The sequence below is a fragment of the Amycolatopsis sp. lyj-346 genome (genome assembly GCF_046548975.1).
In the GTDB taxonomy this organism is placed as follows: Bacteria; Actinomycetota; Actinomycetes; order Mycobacteriales; family Pseudonocardiaceae; genus Amycolatopsis.
Genome location: NZ_JAJPWT010000007.1, coordinates 165,974 through 187,607, shown reverse-complemented (window position 1 = coordinate 187,607; position 21,634 = coordinate 165,974). Strand labels below are relative to the sequence as shown.

Sequence of the window (21,634 nt, the reverse complement as noted above, 5' to 3'; positions counted from 1 at the left end):
ACCATAGTGCTTAGGATCGGGGCATGAGCAAGATCGACCCGGCCACCTCCGCGCTCGTGCTGATCGACCTGCAGGAGCGGATCGTGGCGTTGCCCACCACGCCGTACCGCGGCGAAGAAGTCGTCGCCAACGCACTGCGGCTGCGGGACGCGTTCCACCGCGTGGGCGCGCCGGTGGTGCTCGTGAAGGTGTCCCGGCCGGACAACCCGCCGGGCAGCGAGCTGGTCTTCGAGCCCGGCGACGACAAGATCGTCACGAAGTACACGATCGGCGGCTTCGCGGGCACGGACCTCGACGAGTTCCTGCGCGGGGCGGGCGTCCGCACGGTCTTCTTCGGCGGCATCGCCACGGAGTTCGGCGTCGAATCGACCCTGCGCGCCGCCTCCGACCACGGCTACGACACGGTCGCGGTGTCGGACGCGATGACAGCGCTTTCCGACATCTCGCACGAAAACGCCATCACGAAGATCTTCCCGCGCCTGGGCACGGTCGTGACGACCGGCGAGGCACTGGCAGCGCTGGCGTGATCGACAAGATCGCCTGGATCCACCTGGCGGACGGCCGGATCCTCAGCACGCGCTCGCGCGGCAAGCAGGTCTACTACCTCCCCGGCGGCAAGCGCGAGCCCGGCGAAACCGACCGCGACACGCTGGTCCGCGAAATCCGCGAGGAACTCGACGTGGCGATCACGCCGGAATCGATCGCCGCGGCGGGGACGTTCGAAGCACAGGCGGACGGCCACGCCGCCGGCACGCTGGTGCGGATGACCTGCTACACCGCGGAATACCGCGGCGTCCTCAAGGCAAGCAGCGAGATCGAAGAGGTCACCTGGCTCGGCTACGCCGACCGCGACCGGGTTTCCGCGGTGGATCGGCTCATCTTCGACCACCTGCACGAAACCGGGCAGCTCAGCTGACCTTCACGAGCGGCACGTCCCGCGACAGCTCCCGGAACCCGACGCCGTAGTACAGATCCCGCGCCTGCGTCGGCGATCCCATGCAGGCGACCGTCGCATGCCTGGCGCCCGCCGCGCGCGCCAGGTGCATCCCGTGCAGCAGCAGCGCCCTCGCCAGGCCGCGGCGCCGGTAGCCCGGGTGCGTGCCGACCGGCTCGAACTCGACCGTCGCGTTCGGCTCGTCGAGCCACATGATCGCCGAACACGCCATCGTCCCGTCTGGTGCTTCCACCAGGACGTGCAGGTCGCCGCGGTAGCCCGGCGCGCGCCGCAACCCCTCGTACGACGAGTCCGTGTACGACGTCGGCGCCCACGCGTCCACGTGGGCCTGGACCGCCGCCGACGGCCCGGCCTCGGAAGCCGCGCGGAAGCGGAACCCGGCCGGCAGTTCCGGGCGGTCGACGTCGGCGAGGTCGCGCTCGTTGAGCTGGGACCACGACTCGGCCGGGTCGGCCTCGTAACCGTGCGCCGCCCAGCTTCGCAACCCGGGCGAGTCGGCGGCGCCCGGCAACACCGTGCGCTCGAGGCCGTCCGCCGTCGTGTCGTACCAGGCGATCACCTCGTCGGTCAGCGCGGCGTGGTCCGGGTGCACCTGGTAGGCCAGGTAGGCGCCGGTGACGTCCTTGACCGATCCGTCGGTCCGGTGCAGCCGGCGCGGCAGCTGGGCCCAGCCCCAGGCCACGAGTTCCGCGCCGGAGAACCACAGCCGGTGCCGCCAGCTCGCGCCCTCGGCGGTGTGGCCCTTGCCCCAGTTCCAGGCCAGCTCGCCGAACGACGCGTCGCTGTTCACCAGATCCGGGCGGGCCGCGGTGACGCGCTGCGCCAAGCCCTGCATGAGCCGCAAATCCCCGACGGTCAACGTCATCGCGCCAGCCGCAGCTTCGGCTTGTGCTCCAGGTGCGACAACCCGTTCCACGCCAGGTTGACCAGGTGCGCCGCCACCTCGTCGCGCTTCGGCTTGCGCGCGTCCAGCCACCACTGGCCGGTCAGCGCCACCATGCCAACCAGGGCCTGCGCGTACAGCGCGGCCAGCTTCTCGTCGTAGCCGAGGGCGCCGAACTGCTGGGCCAGGATGTGCTCCACCTGGCTCGCGATGTCGTTCAGCACCGTGGAAAACGTCCCCGTCGAACTCGCCACCGGGGAATCGCGGACCAGGATGCGGAAGCCGTCGTGGGAATCCTCGACGTAGGACAGCAGCGTCGTCGCCGCCTGCTCCAGCATCGCCCGCGGGTGACCGCCGTGCAGCGTCGAAACCATCCGGTCGAGCAGCAGCTGCGTTTCGCGGTCGACGACCACCGCGTAAATCCCCTCTTTGCCGCCGAAGTGCTCGTACACCACCGGTTTCGACACGTTGGCGCGGTGGGCGATCTCTTCGACCGACGTGCCGTCGAAGCCCTTCTCGGCGAACAGGGCCCGCGCCACGTTCAGCAGCTGCTGCCGCCGCTCGGTCCCGGTCATCCGCACGCGGGTCACCGGGGCGGCCGGACGGGCCCCGGTGACCTGCTGCTCACGCTTCGAACGTCGTCTCCCCGCCATCGGGGCAGCCTAGTTGACTAGCCCTTTTCCGCGGCGATTCGGGCCAATCGCTGCGGCGTCGGCCAACGCACGTCGTGCACCCAGCCGAACTTCTCGAAGATCCAGATCAGCCGCGCGGAGATGTCGATCTGGCCGCGCTTGACGCCGTGGCGGGCGGACGTCGGGTCGGCGTGGTGCAGGTTGTGCCACGACTCGCCGAAGGAGAAGATCGCCAGCGGCCAGAAGTTCGCGGACTTGTCGCGGGCGGCGAACGGGCGCTCGCCGATCATGTGGCAGATCGAGTTGACCGACCACGTCACGTGGTGCAGCACGCAGATGCGGACCAGCCCGGCCCAGAAGAACGCCGTCACGGCGCCCCACAGCGACCACGAGATGAGCCCGCCCAGCAGTGCCGGCAGCGTCAGGCTGACCAGTGCCCACAGCCAGAACAGCTCGTCGACCTTCTTGATCGCCGGGTCCTTCACCAGGTCCGGCGCGAAGCGCTCGGCGTTGGTCTGGTCGCGCTCGAACAGCCAGCCCATGTGCGCGTGCCAGAAGCCCTTGGCGATGGCCCACGGCGAGGTGCCGAACGCCCACGGCGAGTGCGGGTCGCCGTCGCGGTCGGAGAACGCGTGGTGGCGGCGGTGGTCGGCGACCCAGGTGATCACCGGGCCCTGCAGGGCGATGCTGCCCGCGATGGCCATGACCACGCGCAGCCACTGCTTGGCTTTGAACGAACCATGCGTGAAGTAGCGGTGGTACGACACGGTGATGCCGAGCCCGCTGATCGCGTAGAACACCACGAAGATGCCGACGTCGACCCAGCTCAGTCCCCAGCCCCACGCGAACGGCACCGCGACCAGCAGGGCGACCAGCGGTGCGATCACGCCGAAGTAGACCGACAGCTGCACGCCGATGCCGCGCTTGCCGTCGATGACAGGTTTGGGCCCCTTGGGCGCCGAAGGTTCTCCCGTGGGCTGAGAACGGTCGAGCGTGGCCGTCATACGCTTCACTTCTTCCTACACAGGCACGCCTACCAAGGGCGCCCTTACCTACGATGCCGTAAGTTACGGTACAGGAGGTTCGGGCGCCTGGGGAGAGCCCGAACTCACACCCCTGTCCGGAACCCGGGTACCCGGCGGACCGGCGCAAAAACCCATCCCCCGCGCGAACGACACCCGATCGTCGCTATCCTGACCAGGATCGATCCGCCGTAGTGTAATCGGCAGCACTTCAGATTTTGGTTCTGACAGTTCAGGTTCGAATCCTGGCGGCGGAGCACAGCAGGAACCGGAAACCCACGACACCGGGAGGTTGGCGCTGACCGACGAGGCGACCGACCCGGTGACGGCCAGGCGGCCCGCGCTGGCCGAAATGTCCGACGCGTGGCTGGTCGGGCGCGCGCGGGAGCTGGGCGCCGCCGTCCAGCGGCACGAGTACACCCAGCAGCTCGAGATCGTCGCGATGATGGACGAGCTGCTCGACGAGACCCAGCGGCGCGGCGAGCCCCTCCTCGTGGCCCAGCTGCTGCGCTCGTCCGCCCTCGCCCGGCTGGCCACCAAGGGCCTGGCCGCGGAGGCCGAACCCCGGCTCGACGAGATGCTCGCGCACACCCGGCGCCACGGCATCGCCCTGCTCCGGGCCGACGCGCACGCCCTGCGCGGGCGCCGGCTCGTGATCGCCGCGCAGGAGGACGCCGCGCTCACCGAGATCGCCAGGGCGCTGGCCATCCTCGACGACTCGACCATCCCGGACCGGCAGGTCGGGCTGCGCAACTGGAACCGGCTGCTCTCCTCGACGCTGATCGACTGCTGGCTGGTGCTCAACCAGCTCGGCGTCTACGAAGCGGCCGAGGAGGTGATCGGCCGGGCCGCGGCGGCGATCCGCGAGAGCGCGAGCCCGCACGACATCGCCCTGCAGCTGATCAACCGCATCAAGATGCTGCTCGGCTGGGGCCTGCGGCTGGAGCGCATCGACGAGTACGACGAGAGCGCCGAGAAGTTCCGCACCGCGGCGTCGATGGGAGCGGCCGCGGAAGGCCCGTTCGCCGAGTCGCTGTTCCCGCGCAGGGCGAACGTCGCGGCGATCGACCAGGTGGGCGTGCTGGCCGCGGCGCCGGCGCTGAACCAGCCGGGCGCCGAGCACATCGAGCGGCTGCAGACCCTCTACACCGAGCGCGCGTTCGGGCACGACCGGGAGATCGTCGCGATCGCGCTGGCGCGCTGCCTGGACAAGGAGGGCCGCCGCGAGGAAGCCCTGTCGGTCCTGCGCGAGACCCGCCAGTCCATCTCGGACGACACCTCGCAGCCGTCGATGCGGCTGAACATCGCCCGCGAGCTGGCCCGGCTCGACACGAGCCCGGACTCCGGCGCCGGCGAGTCGCTGATCGACTACGCCAGGCGCCTGGAGTCGGAGATGTGGAGCCTGCGCGAGTCGCAGATCGCCACGCTGAACGCCCGCCGCGAGCACGAACGGCTCTCCGCCGAGCACGGCGCGATCACCCAGCAGGCCCTGCAGGACCCGCTCACGGGCCTGCCGAACCGGCGTGCGCTCGACGAGAAGCTGCGTCAGCTCGCGTCGTCGGCCGACGCACAGCCGCTCGCCGTCGCGCTGGTCGACCTCGACGGGTTCAAGGGCGTCAACGACAAGCAGTCCCACGCCGAAGGCGACAACGTGCTGCGTGTCGTCGCGAGCACGCTTCGTGACGCCCTGCGCGGCGACGACCTCGTGGCGCGCTACGGCGGCGACGAGTTCATCGTGCTGCTGCCGGGCACGCCGGCGTCCGCGGCGAAGATGGCGCTCGGGCGCGCGGTGAAGTCCGTCTCGAACCTGCCGCACCACCTCTCGCACGGCGTCACGCTGTCGATCGGGCTGGTCTCGCTGCGGCCGCAGGAGCGCGGCGAGCAGGTCCTCGCGCGCGCGGACGCGGCCATGTACCAGGCGAAACGCGGCGGCGGCAACCAGGTCGCGTCGGCGAACTCGATGGCCGCGGACCCGGCCGCCGCGTGGGCGAGCGAGGCCCCTCCCACCGACCCCGCGTGGGACGCCGAAGACCACGGTTAGGATCTGAGCCCGACCAAAGCGTCACTTTCACCATGAAAGTGTTCCGGAGGCGAGCCCTCCGGAACACTTTCATGGTGAAAGTGACGACCGGAGCCATCGTTGGGAGCGTCGTTGACCGGCCCGCTGAGCACGTTGATCCTGGCCGCGGGTGAAGGCACCCGCATGCGTTCCTCGACGCCGAAGGTGCTGCACCCGATCGCCGGGCGGCCCCTGGTCGAGCACGCCGTCCGGGCCGCTGCCGGCCTGAACCCCGAACACCTCGTGGTGGTCATCGGGCACGGCCGCGAAGCGGTCGGCGAACGGCTGGCCGCGGTCGGGGACGCGCTCGGGCGCACCGTCGGCACCGCGGTGCAGGCCGAGCAGAAGGGCACCGGCCACGCCGTGTCCTGCGCGCTCGCCACCCTGCCCGCCGACGTCACCGGCACGGTGATCGTCAGCTACGGCGACGTCCCGCTGCTCGACACCGCGACCCTGGGTGCGCTGCTCGACGAGCACACCGAGGCGAAGAACGCGGTCACCGTGCTCACGTCGGTGGTCGCCGACCCGACCGGCTACGGCCGGATCGTGCGCGACCCGGCGGGCAAGGTCACCGGGATCGTCGAGCACAAGGACGCCACCCCGGAACAGGCCCAGATCACCGAGATCAACTCGGGCGTCTACGCCTTCGACGCCGCAGTGCTGCGCGACGGCCTTTCGCGGCTGTCGACCGACAACGCGCAGGGCGAGCTCTACCTCACCGACGTGCTGGGCATCGCGAACGGCGACGGGCTGCACGTCGGCGCGCTGGTCGTCGACGACCCGTGGCTGACCGAGGGCGTCAACGACCGCGTGCAGCTGTCGGTGCTCGGCGCCGAGCTCAACCGCCGGATCGTGCAGCGCTGGCAGCGCGAGGGCGTCACGGTCGTCGACCCGGCCACCACCTGGATCGACGCCGGCGTGACCCTCTCCCGCGACGTCGTCATCGAGCCCGGCGTGCAGCTCAAGGGCACGACGTCGGTCGGCGAGGGCAGCACGGTCGGGCCGGACAGCACGCTGACGAACGTCACCATCGGCGCGGGCGCCTCGGTGGTCCGCGTGCACGGCTCGGACTCGGAACTCGGCGACGGCGTCAACGTCGGCCCGTTCACCTACCTGCGGCCGGGCACGAAGCTGGGCGTGAAGGCGAAGCTGGGCGCGTTCGTCGAGACGAAGGCCGCCGACATCGGCGCCGGCACGAAGGTGCCGCACCTGACCTACGTGGGTGACGCCACGATCGGCGAGCACAGCAACATCGGCTGCTCCAGCGTGTTCGTGAACTACGACGGCGTCAACAAGCACCGGACCGTAATCGGTTCGTATGTCCGGTTGGGCGCGGACAACACCTTCGTCGCCCCGGTGCACATCGGTGACGGCGCTTACAGTGGTGCGGGTGCCGTGATCCGCGAAGACGTCCCGCCGGGCACACTCGCGGTGTCGGCGCCGCCGCAGCGCAACATCGAAGGCTGGGCGATCCGGCGCCGGCCGGGTACGCCCGCGGCGGAGGCGGCCCAGGCCGCCCTCGACGCCGATTCAGCAGCAGGAACCGACGGGGAGTCACCAGCATGAGTCCGAAGCAAGGGACGCCGAAGAAGAACCTGATGCTCTTCTCCGGACGCGCGCACAAGGAGCTCGCCGAAGAGGTGGCCCAGCACCTCAACGTGACGATCACCCCGCAGACGGCGCACACGTTCGCCAACGGCGAGCTGTTCGTCCGGTTCGAAGAGTCCGTCCGCGGCACCGACGCCTTCGTCATCCAGGCGCACACCACGCCCATCAACGAGTTCGTGATGGAGCAGCTGATCATGGTGGACGCTCTCAAGCGGGCGAGCGCGAAGCGGATCACCGTGGTGATGCCGTTCTACCCGTACGCGCGCCAGGACAAGAAGCACAAGGGCCGCGAGCCGATTTCGGCGCGGCTGATCGCGGACCTGTTCAAGACCGCGGGTGCCGACCGGATCATGACGGTCGACCTGCACACCGCCCAGATCCAGGGCTTCTTCGACGGCCCGGTCGACCACCTGATGGCGCAGACCGTGCTGGCCGACCACATCAAGGCCACCTACGGCAACGCCGACATCACCGTCGTCTCGCCGGACTCGGGCCGCGTGCGGCTGGCCGAGAAGTGGGCCGCCCAGCTGGGCGACCGCCCGATCGCGTTCATCCACAAGACGCGCGACCCGGACAAGCCCAACCAGGCGGTGGCCAACCGCGTGGTCGGCAAGGTCGAGGGCAAGCTCTGCGTGCTGATCGACGACATGATCGACACGGGCGGCACGATCGTGAAGGCCACCGAGGCCCTGATCGAAGAGGGCGCGGCCGACGTCGTCATCGCGACGACCCACGGCATCCTGTCCGACCCGGCCACCCAGCGGCTCTCGTCGTGCAAGGCCCGCGAGGTCATCGTGACGAACTCGCTGCCGATCCCGGAGGAGAAGCGGTTCCCGGGCCTGACGGTGCTGTCGATCGCCCCGATGCTGGCGGAGGCCATCCAGCAGGTCTTCGAGGACGGCTCGGTGACGTCCCTCTTCGACGGCAACGCCTGAGGTTTCCCGGGAAAGCCCGCTCTCCAGTGCTCCGGAGGGCGGGCTTTCCCCGTGAAAGTGTTGCGGAGGCGGGCCCTCCACATCACTTTCCTAGAGAAAGTGACGTCAGTAGGCGACGGTGAAGCGCGCGCGGCGGTGCTTCGGCTGCTCGATCTCGTCGACGTAGGCGATCGCGAAGTCGTCGCCGCCGATGTGGGACTTGCCGTTCTCGTCGGTCAGCAGGACGTCGCCGCCGATGCGGAACCCGCCCTTGCGCTCGCCCGGGGTCCAGGCACCGAACTCGGCGGCCGGGCTGACGTAGAACCAGTCGAGGCTCTCGGGCTGCTCGCGCAGCAGGCCGAGGACCTCGGCGTGGCTGCCGGCCTCGTCCTTGTACTCGGCCGGGAACTCCGGGGTGTCGAACAGCCGCGGGCCGCCCTCGGCCACGTGCAGGCTCGCCGCGCCGCCGACGAACGACAGCCGGACGCCGTTCTCGCCGGCGATCCGGGCCAGGGCCGGCACCGCGTCGATGAGCTTCTTGCCGTCGATCTCGCGGGCCGGGGTGGCGACCACGAAGACGTCGGCGTCCTTCGCCAAGCCCGCCACGAACTCCTCGTCGTGCAGCGAACCCTGCCGCTCGTCGGCCCCTTCGGGCACCGAGCCGGGGTTGCGGGCGACGCCGACCACTTCGTGCCCGCGCCGCAGCGCCTCGGCGCCGATCCTGCCCCCGGCGTACCCCGTCGCACCGAAAACCACCAGCTTGGCCATGGATCTCCTCCTCGTTCACCGTCGGTCTGCCCGGCCGATGCTAGGAACGGGAGATCACCTACTTCAACGGGAGCAACACACCTGGGGGTAGGTGTCCAGGTCAGCCACCCAGACCGGCGAACTCCGCCGCCACCTTCTGCTTGACGGCGTTGACGTCCAGAGCGGCCCGGACCTCCGCCGTCGCGTTCGGCTTGGAGAGCACCTGGTAGCTGGCCGTGCGGTTGGGCAGCTTGAACTTCACCGCGCAGGACAGCTGGATCGTCTTGTACGGCTCCGCGTCCCCGGCCGCCGTGCACGTCTGCGCCCCGAGCGACTCGGCGCTGACCTCGACCGACAGGGTGATGTGCACGACGCTCTTCTCACCCGACGCCGGCGTGCCGACGACGCTGTTGGAGACGTCGACCGTCGTCGTGCAGGAGCCGACGAAGTCCTTGCAGTCGAGGCGGTCGTTGGTGACGACGGCGCTGGCCTGCACCAGCCCTTCGAACGGCTGCCCCAGCCCGCCGACGGCCGCGTCGAGGTCGGCGCGGAACGTCTTGACCGCGTCCCCGGTGAGCGCGGCGACCTGGAACTCGGCGCCGTACTTCGGGCCGGCCTGCGGGTCGAGCAGCGCCGGGGCGAAGCTGACGACGCGGTTCGGCTTGGCCGTCGTGACGCGCAGGACGCTCGGCGCGGCACCGAGCTGGTAGACCTCGGTGCCGTCGGGCAGCTTCGCCTTGACCGGCTCGGTCAGCCGGTCGAGCCCGGACAGCGCCTTGCGCAGCCCTTCGGCGAGCGCCGGCGGCGCGAACCGGGCCGCCGGGTCGAAGGGCAGTTCCGAGCCGAGCGAGCGCACCCAGCTCGTGCCGAACTGGGTGCTCTCGTCGATGGCGTGCGCCTTCCAGTAGTCGGCGTCGGCCTGCAGGTAGAACTGGGCGGCCGCGGCCGTCACCTGGACGAAGCGGCCTTCCAGCGGCAGCCCTCCGACGGCGTAGCCGCCGCGGGTGATCCGGAACTGCTGCTCGGCGCCCTTCACCGTGGACTTCAGCGCGATCGCGGGCGCCTTGCCCAGCTCGGTGAGGGCCGCGTCCACGGCGGCGCGTTGTTCCGCGCGCCGGTCGGCCGTCGCCTGGTCGGCCGCAGAGACGCCGGCGGTGCCGGCCACCGCCACCTGGCAGCCGGCCAGCACCCCACCCAGCAGCAGCACCGCTGCCACCCTGCTCCACCGAGCACGCATTTCCCGCCCCCTGCTCTCCCGCTACCGAGCACACCTCGGCCGGCGTCGGCCCGCCACCGGATTTGTGTCGTCACGTACCGGGGTTCCAGGAGGGTTCTAGCCTGGGCCGGGCACCCGCCGCAACCCACCGTGATGAGGTTGGTTTACACTCTTGAGGTTGTCTCGGCGAGGTGGGGCCCTTCTGGGGTGCCCGGCGTGATCGACGCGGCGGCTCGAGTAGCCCCCGTCGTCGTGCACGCCCGGAAACTCGCCGCCGAAACTTCCTTGAACAAAGCAAACGGCTCCCCCCGCCGCAGCATGCTGTCTTCGATTTTGAAGGAGTGCCACACCGTGTCCGAGGTACGTCTGTCCGTCGAGCCGCGCACCGAGTTCGGCAAGGGCGCCGCGCGCCGCACGCGTCGCGCCGGCAAGATCCCCGCCGTCCTCTACGGCCACGGGTCGGACCCGCGGCACTTCGCGCTGCCGGCGATCGAGTTCGCCCGCGTCGTCCGCGAGAACGGCTCGAACGCCGTCATCACCCTCGACCTCGAGGGCTCCGACGAGCTGGCGCTGACGAAGACCATCGTCGTGCACCCGCTCAAGAACTACATCGAGCACGTCGACCTGCTGGTCGTGAAGCGCGGCGAGAAGATCGTCGTCGACGTCCCGGTCGTCGTCACCGGCAACCCCGGCCCCGGCGGCCTGGTCAACCAGGACGTCGACACCCTGCAGGTCGAGGTCGAGGCGCTGCACATCCCGGAGCAGTTCGAGGTCTCGATCGAGGGCCTCGAGATCGGTTCCCAGGTGCTGGCCGGCCAGGTCGAGCTGCCCCAGGGCGCCACCCTGGTCACCGACCCGGAGTCGCTGGTCGTGGCCGTCAACGAGCCGCAGCGTGAAGAGTCCGGCGACGACGCCGAAGCGGGCGACGAGTCGGCCGAAACCACCGAATAACATCACCGCATGACCGAAGACCTGCCAGGGGCCGGCGAGCTGATTCTGCTCGCCGGCCTCGGCAATCCCGGACCCCAGTACGCCGGCAACCGGCACAATGTCGGGTTCATGGTGCTGGACGAGCTCGCCGCCCGCATCGGCGGCAAGTTCAAGACGCACAAGACCGGCGGCGAAGTGCTCGAGGGCCGGCTCGCCGGGCGCCGCGTGGTGCTGGTGAAGCCGCGCTCGTTCATGAACCTCTCCGGCGGGCCGGTGGCCGGTGCGGCGCGGTTCTACAAGGTGCCGCCGTCCGGCCTGGTCGTGGTGCACGACGAGCTGGACGTCGACTTCGGCGCGCTCAAGCTCAAGTTCGGCGGCGGCGACAACGGCCACAACGGACTCCGCTCGATCACGAAGTCGCTCGGCACCCGCGACTACTACCGGGTGCGGTTCGGCATCGGCCGTCCGCCCGGCCGCCAGGACCCGGCGGACTTCGTGCTGAAGGACTTTTCGACGGCCGAGCGCAAGGAACTCCCGCTGGAGGTGGATCGGTGCGCGGACGCGACCGAAGCGCTGATCGGCACCGGCCTCGCGGCCGCGCAGAACTCCTTCCACGCGGGCTGACATGGGTGGCAAGGTGAAGCCATGACCCCCGACGAAGTCCGGGCGATCGCTTTCGGCAAACCCCGGTTCGGCCGTCGCGGCTACAACGAGGACGAGGTGGACGCCTTCCTCGACCTCATCGCCGAGGCGCTGGCCGGGCGGAACATCCTGACGCCGGACGACATCCACTACGTCGAGTTCACGATCATGCCGGTCGGCATGCGCAGCTACGACCAGGCCCAGGTCGACCTGTTCCTCGACGAGGCCGAGGCGGCGCTGGTGGAGCTGCGCAACCCGCGGCCGGTGGTGGCCGAGGAGCCGGAGCGGCCGCAGGGGCCGCGGAAGTGGTTCGGGCGCAGCTGACGACCCTTCCTCCAAGGGGTTCCGGGTGTGAACCCGGCCACACAGCGCTCGGTAGCGCGAACTCACCCGAAGGCGGGCCCGAGGCCGCTCGTCGGAGTGAGGTTGGGACCAGCCTCTTTCGGGCAGCCTGTTCACGGGTTAGGACGGTGTACGGGAGTTTCGCCCCGCCCAACCCCGGAATCGGAGAGTTCCATGTCGTTCACCGCCGAAGACCTCGCCGAGGTCACCTTCGGTAACGCCCCGATCGGCCGCCGTGGTTACGCGAAGCACGAGGTCGACGCGTTCGTCCGGCGGATCGCCAAGACACTCGCCGATGAGGACGACCTCACCGCCGCCGAAGTGCACCACGTGATGTTCGCGAAGCCGCTGATCGGCAAGCGCGGCTACGACGAGCGCGAAGTCGACGAGTTCCTCGACGCGGTGGAGGACCAGCTCGCCGCCCGCACCGGCCAGGCCCCGGACCTCCCCGGCGCCCGCACCGCCCCGGAAGCCACCGCCGAGCGCGCCACCCCGCCCACCCTCCGCGCAGTCCGCGTCCAGCAACGCTGACCCGCCTCAAGCGCCCCAATGTGGCCTTCGGTGCGTTGAACGCACCCAATGTGGCCTTCGGTGCGTTCAACGCAACCAAGGCCACATTGGGGCGCTCGGGTCAGGCGTCGGCGTTCTTCTTGATCCGGTCCGCGAACTGCTGGGCTGTTGCCGCGCGCTTGACCTTGCCCGAGGGTGTCTTCGGGAGGCTGCCCGCCGGGAGCACCACGACCGCGTACGGCCGCATGTCGACGGCGTCGCGGACCCGGGCCGACACCTGCTTCATCAGGTTCTTCTCGGCCTCGGCGTCGCCCGCCAGCTTCGATTCGACGACCACCGCGAAGCGCTCGCGGCGGCTGCCCGCGTCCAGCCGCACCGCCACCGCGTTGCCCGCGCGGACGCCCTCGACCGAGGTCGCCGCGCGCTCGATGTCCGTCGGGTACAGGTTGCGGCCGCCCATGATGATGACGTCCTTGCGGCGGCCGCAGATGACGATCTGGCCGCCGACCAGGTACCCGAGGTCGCCGGTGTTCAGCCACCCGGATTCGTCCTGCGTCGCGAGCGCGCCGTCCATGGTCAGGTAGCCGGGCGTCACGGCCTCACCGCGCAGCCGGATCTCGCCGACCTGACGCTCGCCCAGCCGCGAACCCGACTCGTCGACGATCTCCGCCTCGAGCCCGTCGAGGGGACGGCCGAGCAGCGCGAACGACCGGACGCTGTCGGTGCCGCGCCGCGGGTCGCCCTCGGGGACCGGCACGGCGCGGTTCTCCGCCTCCAGCGCGTCGGCTTCGACGACGTCGAGGGTGAGGCCGGTGAACAGCGGCGCGAACGACACCGCGAGCGTCGCTTCGGCCATGCCGTAGGCCGGGAAGACGCACTCGGCGGGCATCTTGAACCGGGCGCCGGCGTCCACAAAGGTCTGGACGGCGGTCTCGTCGACGGGCTCGGCGCCGTTCAGCGCGATCCGCAGCTTCGAGAGGTCATACGCCCCGTCGTCGTCGACGCGGGCCATCCGGCGCCCGACGATGGCGTACGCGAAGTTCGGCGCCGCCGTCGTGGTGCCGTGGTACTTGGTGATCAGCTCCGGCCAGATCAGCGGGCCCGAGAGAAACTCGACCGGCGTGATCTTGACCAGCTCGACGCCGAAGGTCATCGGCACGGTCAGGAAGCCGACCATCCCCATGTCGTGGAACGTCGGCAGCCAGGAGACCATCACGTCGACGTCGAAGTCGAACTCGGCGCGCTCGACCATGGCCTTGACGTTGGAGTACAGGTTCCCGTAGGTGATCCGCACGGCCTTGGGGTCGGCGGTCGAGCCGCTGGTCAGCTGCAGCAGCGCGGTGTCGCCCTCGTCCGTGACGACGACGTCCGCGAGCGGTTCGGCTTCGGCCAGCTCGGTGATGAGCTTGAACCCGATGCCCTTCTGCTCCAGGACGGGCGCCAGCTGGTCGAACGGCTCGCCCAGCAGCACCAGGTCCGAGCCGATCATGCCCAGCACCCGCACGGTGTCCTCGGCCCATTCGGCGAGGTCGGTGCGCTGGGTCGGCTGGTGCAGCATGGTGACGCTGCCGCCGGCCAGCCACACGGCCTGCACGGTCGGCGCGATCAGCACCGGCGCGGCGGCGAGCACCGCGACGGCGCCCCCGCGCTCGAACCCGCCCGCGACGAGCCCGCCGGCGATCCGCCGGGCCTCCTCGTGCACCTCGGCCCAGGTCCGGCGGACCGGCTCCTTCGGCTCCCCGGTGACCATGCCCCGCTGCTGACCCCGCTTCGTCGCGGTGGCGACCAGCGTGTCCACGAACCTGCTCATGGCGCAAACATTACTGTCTCGGCGTCAACGCCCGCCGGGCAAAGCAGAAACAGCTCACTCCAGCAGCTCGGACGTCTCCAGCCAGCGGCCCTCGACGTCCTCGATCTCGCCCCGGACGCCCTTCAGCTCCGCGTTCAGCTCCATCAGCTTCGCCGGGTCCGTCGCCGCCGCCAGCAGCGACGCGTGGAGCTTCTCCTCCTTCGCGTGCAGCTGGTCGAGCTTGCGCTCCAGCCGGCCCAGCTCCTTCTGCGCTGCCCGCAGGTCCGCCGCCGACTTCTTCGCCTCGGTCTTGGCCGCCGTCGTGGCCGTCGCGGCGGCCGGCTCCTTGTCGAGTGCGCGGCGGTTCAGGTACTCCTCGATGCCGCCCGGGAGGTGGGTGATGCGGCCGTCGCCGAACAGGGCGACGATCGTGTCGCACACCCGCTCCACCAGGTAGCGGTCGTGCGACACCACGACCATCGTGCCCGGCCAGCCGTCGAGGAGGTCCTCCAGCTGCTGCAGCGTGTCGATGTCCAGGTCGTTCGTCGGCTCGTCGAGGAGCAGGACGTTCGGCTCGGCCATCAGCAGCCGGCACAGCTGCAGCCGACGGCGCTCGCCGCCCGACAGGTCCCCGACCGGGGTCCACTGGCGGGCTGCCGGGAAGCCGAGCTTCTCGCCCAGCTGCGACGCCGTCATCTCCTGCTTGCCGAACACCACGCGCCCGGCCACCTGCTCGATCGCCTGCAGCACGCGCAGGTCGCCGGGCAGGTCGTCGAGCTCCTGGCGCAGGTGCGCGAGCGCGACCGTCTTGCCCTCGATCCGGCGGCCGGTCGAGGCCTCGATGTCGCCGCCGAGCAGCTTCAGCAGCGACGTCTTGCCCGAGCCGTTCACGCCGACCAGTCCGATCCGGTCACCCGGGCCGATCCGCCAGGTGACGTGGTCGAGCAGCGTCCGCTCGCCCACCGCGTACGTCGTGTCTTCCAGCTCCAGCACGGTCTTCCCGAGCCGCCGCTTCGCGAACGCCTGCAGCTCGACCGAATCCCGCGGCGGCGGGACGTCGGCGATCAGCGCTTCGGCCGCCTCGATGCGGTAACGCGGCTTCGACGAGCGGGCCTGCGGGCCGCGGCGCAGCCACGCCAGTTCCTTGCGGGCCAGGTTCTGCCGCTTCTCCTCGGCCGTGGCCGCCAGCCGCGCGCGCTCGGCGCGCGCGAAGATCCAGTCGGCGTAGCCACCTTCGTACTGCTCGACGCGGCCGTTCGCGACCTCCCACGTCAGGGTGGCGACGGTGTCGAGGAACCACCGGTCGTGCGTGACGACCACGACCGCGATCCGCCGGGTCAGCAGGTGGTCGGCGAGCCACTGGACACCTTCGACGTCCAGGTGGTTGGTCGGCTCGTCGAGGACGACGAGGTCGAGTTCACCGGTCAGCGCGGCGGCCAGGGACACCCGGCGCCGCTCACCGCCGGAGAGGTTCGCGGTGGGCGTTTCGAGCCCGATCGCGGTGATGCCCAATCCGTCCACAATGGATCGAACGCGCGCGTCGGCGGCCCATTCGTGCTCGGCGCCGTAGCGTTCGAGCACCACTTCGCCGACCGTGCTGCCGTCCGGGAGCTCGGTCCGCTGGGTGACCACGGCCATCCGCAGACCGCCGACGTGGCTCACCCGCCCGGAATCCGGCTCGGCGAGTCCGGAAAGGACTTCCAGCAGGGTGGTCTTGCCGCCACCGTTGAGGCCGACGACGCCGATGCGCTGCCCGGCCGCGACGCCGAGGGAGACGCCGTCCAGCAGCGGCTTCACCCCGTAGGACTTGCTCACCGACTCGAGATTGACCAGGTTGGCCATCCGTTCAGCCGATCCTCTCTGTGGGAGACACTGCCACGATCATGAACCGCGTCGCCACGACCTGAGTCGTGTCGTCCACGGTGAATTCGGGATCTTCCATGGCCGCGCGCATTTCGGCGCTCTGCCAGTAGTCCGTGTGATCGGCGCGCCACTCGGCGACGCTCGTGAAGCCCTCGCCCTCGTCCAGGGCGTGCTGAAGGTCCACTTCGGACAATGGCAGGACGCGGACCTCGGTGGTTTCGAGCACCGCGACCCCGTTGCCCGCCGAGTCGATCATCAGCTCGCGCTCGCCGACGGACGGCAGCTCTTCGCCGTACTTCTCGTACTCGGCGACCAGGCCGGTGGTCGATGTCTTCTCGCCGCGCAGGATCGCCGCGATCAGCTTGTCGCGCAGGGGGCCGGGGAACGCGAACTCCGCGTGCTTCATGCGTGCACCCGCGGCGGTGCCGGGCGGGGCGCGTCGTCGCCGCCGACGACGCGGGCGCCGGGGACCGGGCCGTGGGCCACGCGGACCGTCCGGCACACGCCGGCGCCCGACAGCTCGGCCGCGACTTCCACCGCCGAATGCGCGTCTTCGCAGAGGAACGCGCACGTCGGGCCGGAACCGGACACCGTGCCCGCGAGCGCGCCCGCGTTCACGCCCGCCCGGAGCGTGCGGCGCAGGTCCGGGCGCAGCGAGACCGCCGCCGCCTGCAGGTCGTTGCCCAGCAGCAGGGCCAGCTGGCGCGGGTCGCCGGAGGCCAGCGCCTCGACGACCGGCGTGTGCGAGCCGATCCGGGGCGGGTTGCCCGCCGCGCGCAGGCGGTCGAGTTCGCCGAACACCTTCGGCGTCGACAGCCCTTCGGTGTCGAAGGCCAGCACCCAGTGGAACGTGTGCCGCGACAGCACCGGGACCAGCTGCTCGCCGCGGCCGGTGCCCAGCGCGGTGCCGCCGTAGAGCGCGAACGGGACGTCGCTGCCCAGGCCGGCGGCGATCTCGGCCAGCTCGTCGCGGGTGACGTCGAGGTTCCACAGGCTCGCCAGCCCGACCAGCGTCGCCGCCGCGTCGGCGCTGCCGCCCGCCATGCCGCCGGCGACCGGGATGCCCTTGCGCAGCACCAGCCGGACCTTCGGCTCTTCGGTGCGCCCGACGTGCGCGGCCAGCGCTTCGACGGCCCGCCAGGCCAGGTTCTCGGGGCCGGTCGGGACCGAGCCCTCCCCCTCGCCGTAGACCTCGATGCCGGGTTCTTCGGTGACCGCGACGGTCACTTCGTCGGTCAGCGACAGCGCCTGGAACACGGTCACCAGCTCGTGGTAACCGTCTTCGCGCAGGTCGTCGACCGAAAGGTGCAGGTTGACCTTGGCCGGGACCCGGACGGTGACTGGGGGCGGAACTACGGCGAGCACCCGACCAGCCTACGTGCCCGCCCCAGCGCCCCAATGTGGCCTTCGGTGCTCCATCCATGCCCCCGCCACCACCCTCAACGGAGACGCTGCGCGCCGCAGTGCTGATTCAACGCACCGAAGGCCGCCTTGGGTGCGTTCAACGCAACCAAGGCCACATTGGGGCGCTTGGGGCGGGGGCGGGTCAGGCGGCCGCGACACCCTGGGGGCCGCGGGCGGTGTGCGTGACGTGGCCGCCGCGCTCGGCGACCCAGGCCAGCGCCGCGTCGGCCCGCTCGCCGCGGACGCCGAGGCGGAAGCGGCCGACCGGGGTGTCGCCGATGCGGGTCAGGCCGCCGCCGATGGTGGCGAACTCGACGTCGAAGCGGCCGGCGGCCTCGGGCAGCAGCGCACCCACCGAGGCGAAGCCGACCAGCACGACGTCGGCCGAGCGGTCGTAGCGGGCCGTCTGCGCGCGGGTGGTCTCGATGGACGGCAGCAGCGCCTGCGCGGTGCGGCTCGACGGGTCGGCGATCAGGTCGAGCACCGTGCCGCGCTCGACGATCGTGCCGTCCTCCAGCACCGCGACGTCGTCGCAGACCCGGCGGACCACGCCCGCGTCCGGCGTCGTGACGACGACGGTGACGCCCAGCTCGGAGCGCGCCCGGTCGAGGACGGCGAGCACCGCGCCGGCCTCCGCCGCGTCGACGCCGGCGGTCGGGTCGTCGGCGAGCAGCACGGCGGGAGCCGCCGCCAGCGCCTTCGCGACCGCGACGCGGCGGAGCTGACCGGCGGTCAGCTCGCCGGGACGCTGCGTGGCGCGCGGGGTCAGGCCGACGAGGTCGAGCAGCGAGCCGACCCGGCTGCGGCGCTGCGGGCCGTCGACGCCGAGCTGCTCGAGCGGCGAGGCGATGTTGCCGGCGATGGTGCGCTCGGCGATCAGCTCCGGCTTCGTGGAGACGACGCCGAGCTGACGGCGGATCTCGCGCAGGCGGCGGCCGTCGAGGGTGCCGGTGTTGAGGCCGTCGAGGCGGACGACGCCGCGGTCGGGACGCTCCTGCAGCGCGATGCAACGGGCGAGAACGGACTTGCCGGACCCGGCGGGACCGACCACGCCGAACAGCGAGCCCGCCTGGACGTCCACGCTCACGTCCCGCAGCGCGATGACGGAGTTTCCGTTGGTGGCAAAGGTTTTGGACAGATTTTCGACGGTGATCACGAAGGCTCCAGAAAACGGGGCGCCGCCACAGGAGGGCGCGCCCGGCCGCAAGCGAAGTCCGTCCGTTGTGGACGGTGCGTGAAGAAGGGTGGACCGGGTCGGACTAGCTCAGTTGGAGCGTCGACATGCGGTCACGGAGCGGCGGCCTTCGTCGACAACGCGACGCTTGGTCAGGAGCAGGGGGCGAGCTACCCTCTTCATCGAAAACGGCCTCCATCGGTCCTGGCGGTAGCACCTGCCCTGCGGAGGGTGGTTGCTGCGACTTCGGCGAGCCAGGTCTCTCAGTCGCTCGGGATGGACGTACTGAGTAAAACCGATCCCGAGGAGCGAAAGCAAGCCCATTGGCCCAGATCACACGAGTGGAGGTGTCCGAATCGCGGGATCACGGGTCGCGGGGCGTATTTTTCACCGCTTCCACTGTGGAGTACTACCGGGCGGCGGCGATCCGGGCGAAGGCGTGGACGTCCAGCTGCTCGCCCCGGGTCCGGGGGTCGATCCCGGCGGCCGTCAGCAGCTCGCCGGCCCGGTCGGCCGAGCCCGCCCAGCCCGCGAGCGCGGCCCGGAGCGTCTTCCTGCGTTGTGAGAAGGCGGCGTCCACCAGGCGGAAGAGCTGCTCGCGGTCGGCGGACGCCGTCGTCTCGCCGCGTTCGAAGGCGACCAGCGCGGAATCGACGTTCGGCACCGGCCAGAACACCGAGCGTGGCACGGCGGCGACCTTGCGTGCGGAGCCGTACCAGGCCAGCTTGACGCTGGGCACGCCGTAGGTCCGGCTGCCGGGGCCGGCGGCCATCCGGTCGGCGACCTCGGTCTGCACCATGACGAGGCCCTTTTGGAGCGAGGGCACCTCGGCCAGCAGGTGCAGCACGACGGGCACGGCGACGTTGTAGGGCAGGTTGGCGACGAGGGCGGTGGGCTCGCCCAGTTCGCCGCGGGTGACGCGCAGGGCGTCGGCTCCGACGACGGTCAGCCGCTCCGCGGCCTCGGGGCCCCGCTCGGCGACGGTCGCGGGCAGCCGCTCGGCCAGCTTGGGGTCGATCTCGACGGCGACGACCCGCGCCCCGGTGGCGAGCAGGCCAAGGGTCAGCGACCCGAGCCCGGGCCCGACCTCGAGGACGACGTCGTCCGGGCTGATCCCGGCGAGTTCGACGATCCGGCGGACGGTGTTGGGATCGTGCACGAAGTTCTGCCCGAGCTTCTTGGTCGGCCGCACGTCGAGTTCGGCCGCCAGCCCGCGGATTTCGGCCGGTCCCAGCAGTTCAACCACCGGACGAGCCTACCCAGGGGGTCGGTTCGCGTACCCGGACGGTCGGTTCACGTACCTGGAGGGTCGGTTCGGCCTCACGAAAACGGCCCCCGTCCGGGGTGGACGGGGGCCGCTCGAGGGAGCTGTCAGGCCTTCTTGCCGCAGACCGGCCAGGCGCCGTAGCCGCCGCGGGCGTCGCGGACCTTCTCGGCGACCGCGATCTGCTGCTCGCGGGAGGCCTGGTGCGGCAGGCTCGCGTACTCGTCGCCGCCGTAGGCGTCCCACGTGCGCTTGTCGAACTGGAGGCCGCCGTAGTAGCCGTTGCCGGTGTTGATGGCCCAGTTGCCGCCCGACTCGCACTGCGCGATGCGGTCCCACGAGGAGGCGTCGCCGATGGCCGGCGCCGGGGCTTCCTTGGTGCCGACGTGGATGATCTTCGGCTTCGGCTGGGTCAGGACCTTCTCGGAGATGCTCTCCCGGCCGACCTCTTTGCCGTTCTTCTGCGTGACCTTGTAGGTCACTTCCTTCTCGCCGGGCGTGCCGGGGTCCTCGACCTGCGTCTTGCCCTTGGCCAGGTTCGGGTCGTCGACGCGCTGCTCGGGCGGGTCGATGCTCTCCTTCTGGACGACCGTCGAGACGCCGGTGCGGCTGATGTGCACCTCGGCGCCGTCGGTCAGCTTGACGTCCAGACCGCCCTCGGCCTTGTCCTCCGGGCCCAGGGTGAGCTTGTACTCGCCCAGGAACTCCTGCGTCGTCACGGCGGTGGTCTTGACCTGCTTCGGCGCGTTCCCGCCGTCGTACAGGGTGATGTTCTTGAGCGTCTTGATCTCGACGGTCGCGCCCTCGAGCGGCAGCTCGCCGCTCTTCGGCATCGACATCCACGTGCCGTCCTTCTCGGCTTCGGTCATGCCGAGCTGGTTCAGCGCGTCGCCGAGGTGGGTCGCGCGGACCCAGGAGGTGCGCTCGGTGCCGTCGACGATCAGCTTCAGCTGGCGACCGCGCTCGAGCTTGATGACGCCGCCGTCGCCGACCTCCGCCTGCGGGGAGGGCGAGAGCGAGTCGTGCTCGCCGACGGACAGGCCCGCGTCTTCGAGCACCTCGCCGACGGTGTCGCCGAAGGAGTGCACGGTCTGCTGGTGGCCGTCGACGTCGACGGTGATGCTCTTGTTCATCGCCAGCGCGGCCGCGCCGCCGCCGGCGACGCTGATCATGACGCTGAGGACGGCGCCCTTGAGGAACCGGCGCTTCCAGACCTTGGTGGTCTGCCGGAGGCCCTCGTCCAGGGCCGCGCGACGCGCTTCGGGGGAAGCGGTGCGGTCCTCGTCGAGGCCGTCCGGGATGACGATCGGCGGCAGGTAGGTCGTCTCCGCGTTGATGAGGCGGATCAGTTCGTCGACGTCGACGTCGATCTCGGCCATCATCGCTTCGGCATCGGGGCCGAGAGCGGCGAGGATGTCCTGCTGCGTGATGTTCGGGTCGTCGGAGAAGTCGAGCTGGCCGTACGCAGTGTCCTCGAATTCGCGGTCGAGGACGGCCGCGGAGCGCGCTCCAGCCTGTCTGCTACGTGTCACCGGGTCGTTCCCTTTCCCAAGGCGCCGTTCGGGGCAGCACCTTTACGTCTGGGCCCTCAGCCGGCGCCATCGTCACGGTTCCGGCTCGTACCTGCTCCGGTTCCGCTTCCCCGACGTGCACTGACGTGACTGTGGGCGTAACAGCCGG

21 protein-coding genes, 1 tRNA gene and 1 riboswitch are annotated in these 21,634 nt (G+C 70.7%); of the genes, 10 read left to right on the top strand and 12 right to left on the bottom strand.

Annotated elements, in window-relative coordinates; all coding sequences use genetic code 11:
• Window positions 1-23 precede the first annotated feature (23 nt).
• The gene (locus tag ACLJQE_RS22635) at window positions 24-527 is read left to right on the top strand and encodes an isochorismatase family protein (protein WP_410641310.1); all 504 of its coding nucleotides are present in this window, start codon (window positions 24-26) and stop codon (window positions 525-527) included.
• A complete protein-coding gene (locus ACLJQE_RS22630) occupies window positions 524-916 on the top strand; it encodes an NUDIX hydrolase (RefSeq protein WP_410641309.1) in 393 nt (130 codons plus the stop codon). Before ACLJQE_RS22635 ends, ACLJQE_RS22630 begins: the two co-directional genes overlap by 4 nt.
• Here ACLJQE_RS22630 and ACLJQE_RS22625 read toward each other — a convergent pair.
• The 3 genes from ACLJQE_RS22625 to ACLJQE_RS22615 form a co-directional block, all read right to left on the bottom strand.
• Window positions 909-1,820: a GNAT family N-acetyltransferase gene (locus ACLJQE_RS22625; RefSeq protein WP_410641308.1), complete on the bottom strand. Its 912-nt coding sequence runs from the start codon at window positions 1,818-1,820 to the stop codon at window positions 909-911. The two genes, ACLJQE_RS22630 and ACLJQE_RS22625, sit on opposite strands and share 8 nt — an antisense overlap.
• Entirely contained in the window at window positions 1,817-2,413 is a 597-nt protein-coding gene (locus tag ACLJQE_RS22620; protein WP_410641521.1) for a TetR family transcriptional regulator, read from the bottom strand. Before ACLJQE_RS22620 ends, ACLJQE_RS22625 begins: the two co-directional genes overlap by 4 nt.
• A gap of 95 nt (window positions 2,414-2,508) precedes the next feature.
• Window positions 2,509-3,474: an acyl-CoA desaturase gene (locus tag ACLJQE_RS22615; protein WP_410641307.1), complete on the bottom strand. Its 966-nt coding sequence runs from the start codon at window positions 3,472-3,474 to the stop codon at window positions 2,509-2,511.
• Between the two features lie 203 nt (window positions 3,475-3,677).
• Here ACLJQE_RS22615 and ACLJQE_RS22610 point away from each other — a divergent pair.
• The 4 genes from ACLJQE_RS22610 (at window position 3,678) to ACLJQE_RS22595 (ending at window position 8,094) form a co-directional block, all read left to right on the top strand.
• Window positions 3,678-3,749 (top strand) — tRNA-Gln (locus tag ACLJQE_RS22610).
• Between the two features lie 35 nt (window positions 3,750-3,784).
• Window positions 3,785-5,533: a diguanylate cyclase domain-containing protein gene (locus ACLJQE_RS22605; protein WP_410641306.1), complete on the top strand. Its 1,749-nt coding sequence runs from the start codon at window positions 3,785-3,787 to the stop codon at window positions 5,531-5,533.
• A gap of 111 nt (window positions 5,534-5,644) precedes the next feature.
• Entirely contained in the window at window positions 5,645-7,117 is a 1,473-nt protein-coding gene (glmU, locus tag ACLJQE_RS22600; protein WP_410641305.1) for a bifunctional UDP-N-acetylglucosamine diphosphorylase/glucosamine-1-phosphate N-acetyltransferase GlmU, read from the top strand.
• The gene (locus ACLJQE_RS22595) at window positions 7,114-8,094 is read left to right on the top strand and encodes a ribose-phosphate diphosphokinase (protein WP_410641304.1); all 981 of its coding nucleotides are present in this window, start codon (window positions 7,114-7,116) and stop codon (window positions 8,092-8,094) included. The genes glmU and ACLJQE_RS22595 overlap by 4 nt, the downstream gene beginning before the upstream one ends.
• Window positions 8,095-8,199: 105 nt before the next feature.
• On the opposite strand, the gene ACLJQE_RS22590 is transcribed toward ACLJQE_RS22595, so the two are convergent.
• Both ACLJQE_RS22590 and ACLJQE_RS22585 read right to left on the bottom strand, forming a co-directional pair.
• Window positions 8,200-8,841, bottom strand: coding sequence for an NAD(P)-dependent oxidoreductase (locus ACLJQE_RS22590; protein WP_410641303.1), 642 nt, complete (start codon window positions 8,839-8,841; stop codon window positions 8,200-8,202).
• Between the two features lie 100 nt (window positions 8,842-8,941).
• Window positions 8,942-10,036 carry a hypothetical protein gene (locus ACLJQE_RS22585; protein WP_410641302.1) on the bottom strand — a complete coding sequence of 365 codons (1,095 nt, stop codon included), beginning with the start codon at window positions 10,034-10,036 and terminating at the stop codon, window positions 8,942-8,944.
• A 351-nt stretch (window positions 10,037-10,387) separates the two neighbouring features.
• On the opposite strand from ACLJQE_RS22585, the gene ACLJQE_RS22580 reads away from it, so the two are divergent.
• From ACLJQE_RS22580 to ACLJQE_RS22565, 4 genes are all read left to right on the top strand, one after another.
• Window positions 10,388-10,987, top strand: a complete 600-nt coding sequence (locus tag ACLJQE_RS22580) for a 50S ribosomal protein L25/general stress protein Ctc (RefSeq protein WP_410641301.1) — start codon at window positions 10,388-10,390, stop codon at window positions 10,985-10,987.
• Between the two features lie 9 nt (window positions 10,988-10,996).
• On the top strand, window positions 10,997-11,590 hold the full coding sequence (pth, locus tag ACLJQE_RS22575; protein ID WP_410641300.1) for an aminoacyl-tRNA hydrolase: 594 nt from the start codon (window positions 10,997-10,999) through the stop codon (window positions 11,588-11,590).
• Between the two features lie 21 nt (window positions 11,591-11,611).
• Window positions 11,612-11,932, top strand: coding sequence for a DivIVA domain-containing protein (locus ACLJQE_RS22570; protein WP_410641299.1), 321 nt, complete (start codon window positions 11,612-11,614; stop codon window positions 11,930-11,932).
• Window positions 11,933-12,124: 192 nt separating this feature from the next.
• Window positions 12,125-12,481 carry a DivIVA domain-containing protein gene (locus tag ACLJQE_RS22565; RefSeq protein ID WP_410641298.1) on the top strand — a complete coding sequence of 119 codons (357 nt, stop codon included), beginning with the start codon at window positions 12,125-12,127 and terminating at the stop codon, window positions 12,479-12,481.
• Window positions 12,482-12,581: 100 nt separating this feature from the next.
• Here the strand turns inward: ACLJQE_RS22565 and ACLJQE_RS22560 are convergent, their stop codons facing one another.
• The 7 genes from ACLJQE_RS22560 to ACLJQE_RS22530 form a co-directional block, all read right to left on the bottom strand.
• Window positions 12,582-14,270 carry a fatty acyl-AMP ligase gene (locus ACLJQE_RS22560; protein WP_410641297.1) on the bottom strand — a complete coding sequence of 563 codons (1,689 nt, stop codon included), beginning with the start codon at window positions 14,268-14,270 and terminating at the stop codon, window positions 12,582-12,584.
• A 54-nt stretch (window positions 14,271-14,324) separates the two neighbouring features.
• On the bottom strand, window positions 14,325-16,091 hold the full coding sequence (locus tag ACLJQE_RS22555; protein ID WP_410641296.1) for an ABC-F family ATP-binding cassette domain-containing protein: 1,767 nt from the start codon (window positions 16,089-16,091) through the stop codon (window positions 14,325-14,327).
• A 4-nt stretch (window positions 16,092-16,095) separates the two neighbouring features.
• Complete coding sequence (locus ACLJQE_RS22550; protein WP_410641295.1) at window positions 16,096-16,518, bottom strand: ASCH domain-containing protein; 423 nt, start codon at window positions 16,516-16,518, stop codon at window positions 16,096-16,098.
• Window positions 16,515-17,477 (bottom strand): 4-(cytidine 5'-diphospho)-2-C-methyl-D-erythritol kinase, encoded by a 963-nt coding sequence (locus tag ACLJQE_RS22545; protein ID WP_410641294.1) that lies wholly within the window; start codon window positions 17,475-17,477, stop codon window positions 16,515-16,517. The genes ACLJQE_RS22550 and ACLJQE_RS22545 overlap by 4 nt, the downstream gene beginning before the upstream one ends.
• 181 nt (window positions 17,478-17,658) lie before the next feature.
• On the bottom strand, window positions 17,659-18,672 hold the full coding sequence (locus ACLJQE_RS22540; protein WP_410641293.1) for a methionine ABC transporter ATP-binding protein: 1,014 nt from the start codon (window positions 18,670-18,672) through the stop codon (window positions 17,659-17,661).
• A gap of 210 nt (window positions 18,673-18,882) precedes the next feature.
• Window positions 18,883-18,973: riboswitch (SAM riboswitch) on the bottom strand.
• 126 nt (window positions 18,974-19,099) lie between these two features.
• Window positions 19,100-19,936, bottom strand: coding sequence for a 16S rRNA (adenine(1518)-N(6)/adenine(1519)-N(6))-dimethyltransferase RsmA (gene rsmA, locus ACLJQE_RS22535; protein WP_410641292.1), 837 nt, complete (start codon window positions 19,934-19,936; stop codon window positions 19,100-19,102).
• Between the two features lie 125 nt (window positions 19,937-20,061).
• Window positions 20,062-21,486: a transglycosylase family protein gene (locus ACLJQE_RS22530; RefSeq protein ID WP_410641291.1), complete on the bottom strand. Its 1,425-nt coding sequence runs from the start codon at window positions 21,484-21,486 to the stop codon at window positions 20,062-20,064.
• Window positions 21,487-21,634 lie beyond the last annotated feature (148 nt).

What these genes read in the sequence shown, in the direction of transcription:
- ACLJQE_RS22570 (WP_410641299.1), top strand. Translation starts at nt 11,612, where the DNA reads ATGACCCCCGACGAAGTCCGGGCGATCGCTTTCGGCAAACCCCGGTTC.
- ACLJQE_RS22635 (WP_410641310.1), top strand. Translation starts at nt 24, where the DNA reads ATGAGCAAGATCGACCCGGCCACCTCCGCGCTCGTGCTGATCGACCTG.
- ACLJQE_RS22565 (WP_410641298.1), top strand. Translation starts at nt 12,125, where the DNA reads ATGTCGTTCACCGCCGAAGACCTCGCCGAGGTCACCTTCGGTAACGCC.
- ACLJQE_RS22550 (WP_410641295.1), bottom strand. Translation starts at nt 16,518, where the DNA reads ATGAAGCACGCGGAGTTCGCGTTCCCCGGCCCCCTGCGCGACAAGCTG.
- ACLJQE_RS22555 (WP_410641296.1), bottom strand. Translation starts at nt 16,091, where the DNA reads ATGGCCAACCTGGTCAATCTCGAGTCGGTGAGCAAGTCCTACGGGGTG.
- pth (WP_410641300.1), top strand. Translation starts at nt 10,997, where the DNA reads ATGACCGAAGACCTGCCAGGGGCCGGCGAGCTGATTCTGCTCGCCGGC.
- ACLJQE_RS22620 (WP_410641521.1), bottom strand. Translation starts at nt 2,413, where the DNA reads ATGACCGGGACCGAGCGGCGGCAGCAGCTGCTGAACGTGGCGCGGGCC.
- ACLJQE_RS22615 (WP_410641307.1), bottom strand. Translation starts at nt 3,474, where the DNA reads ATGACGGCCACGCTCGACCGTTCTCAGCCCACGGGAGAACCTTCGGCG.
- ACLJQE_RS22595 (WP_410641304.1), top strand. Translation starts at nt 7,114, where the DNA reads ATGAGTCCGAAGCAAGGGACGCCGAAGAAGAACCTGATGCTCTTCTCC.
- ACLJQE_RS22560 (WP_410641297.1), bottom strand. Translation starts at nt 14,270, where the DNA reads ATGAGCAGGTTCGTGGACACGCTGGTCGCCACCGCGACGAAGCGGGGT.
- ACLJQE_RS22625 (WP_410641308.1), bottom strand. Translation starts at nt 1,820, where the DNA reads ATGACGTTGACCGTCGGGGATTTGCGGCTCATGCAGGGCTTGGCGCAG.
- ACLJQE_RS22590 (WP_410641303.1), bottom strand. Translation starts at nt 8,841, where the DNA reads ATGGCCAAGCTGGTGGTTTTCGGTGCGACGGGGTACGCCGGGGGCAGG.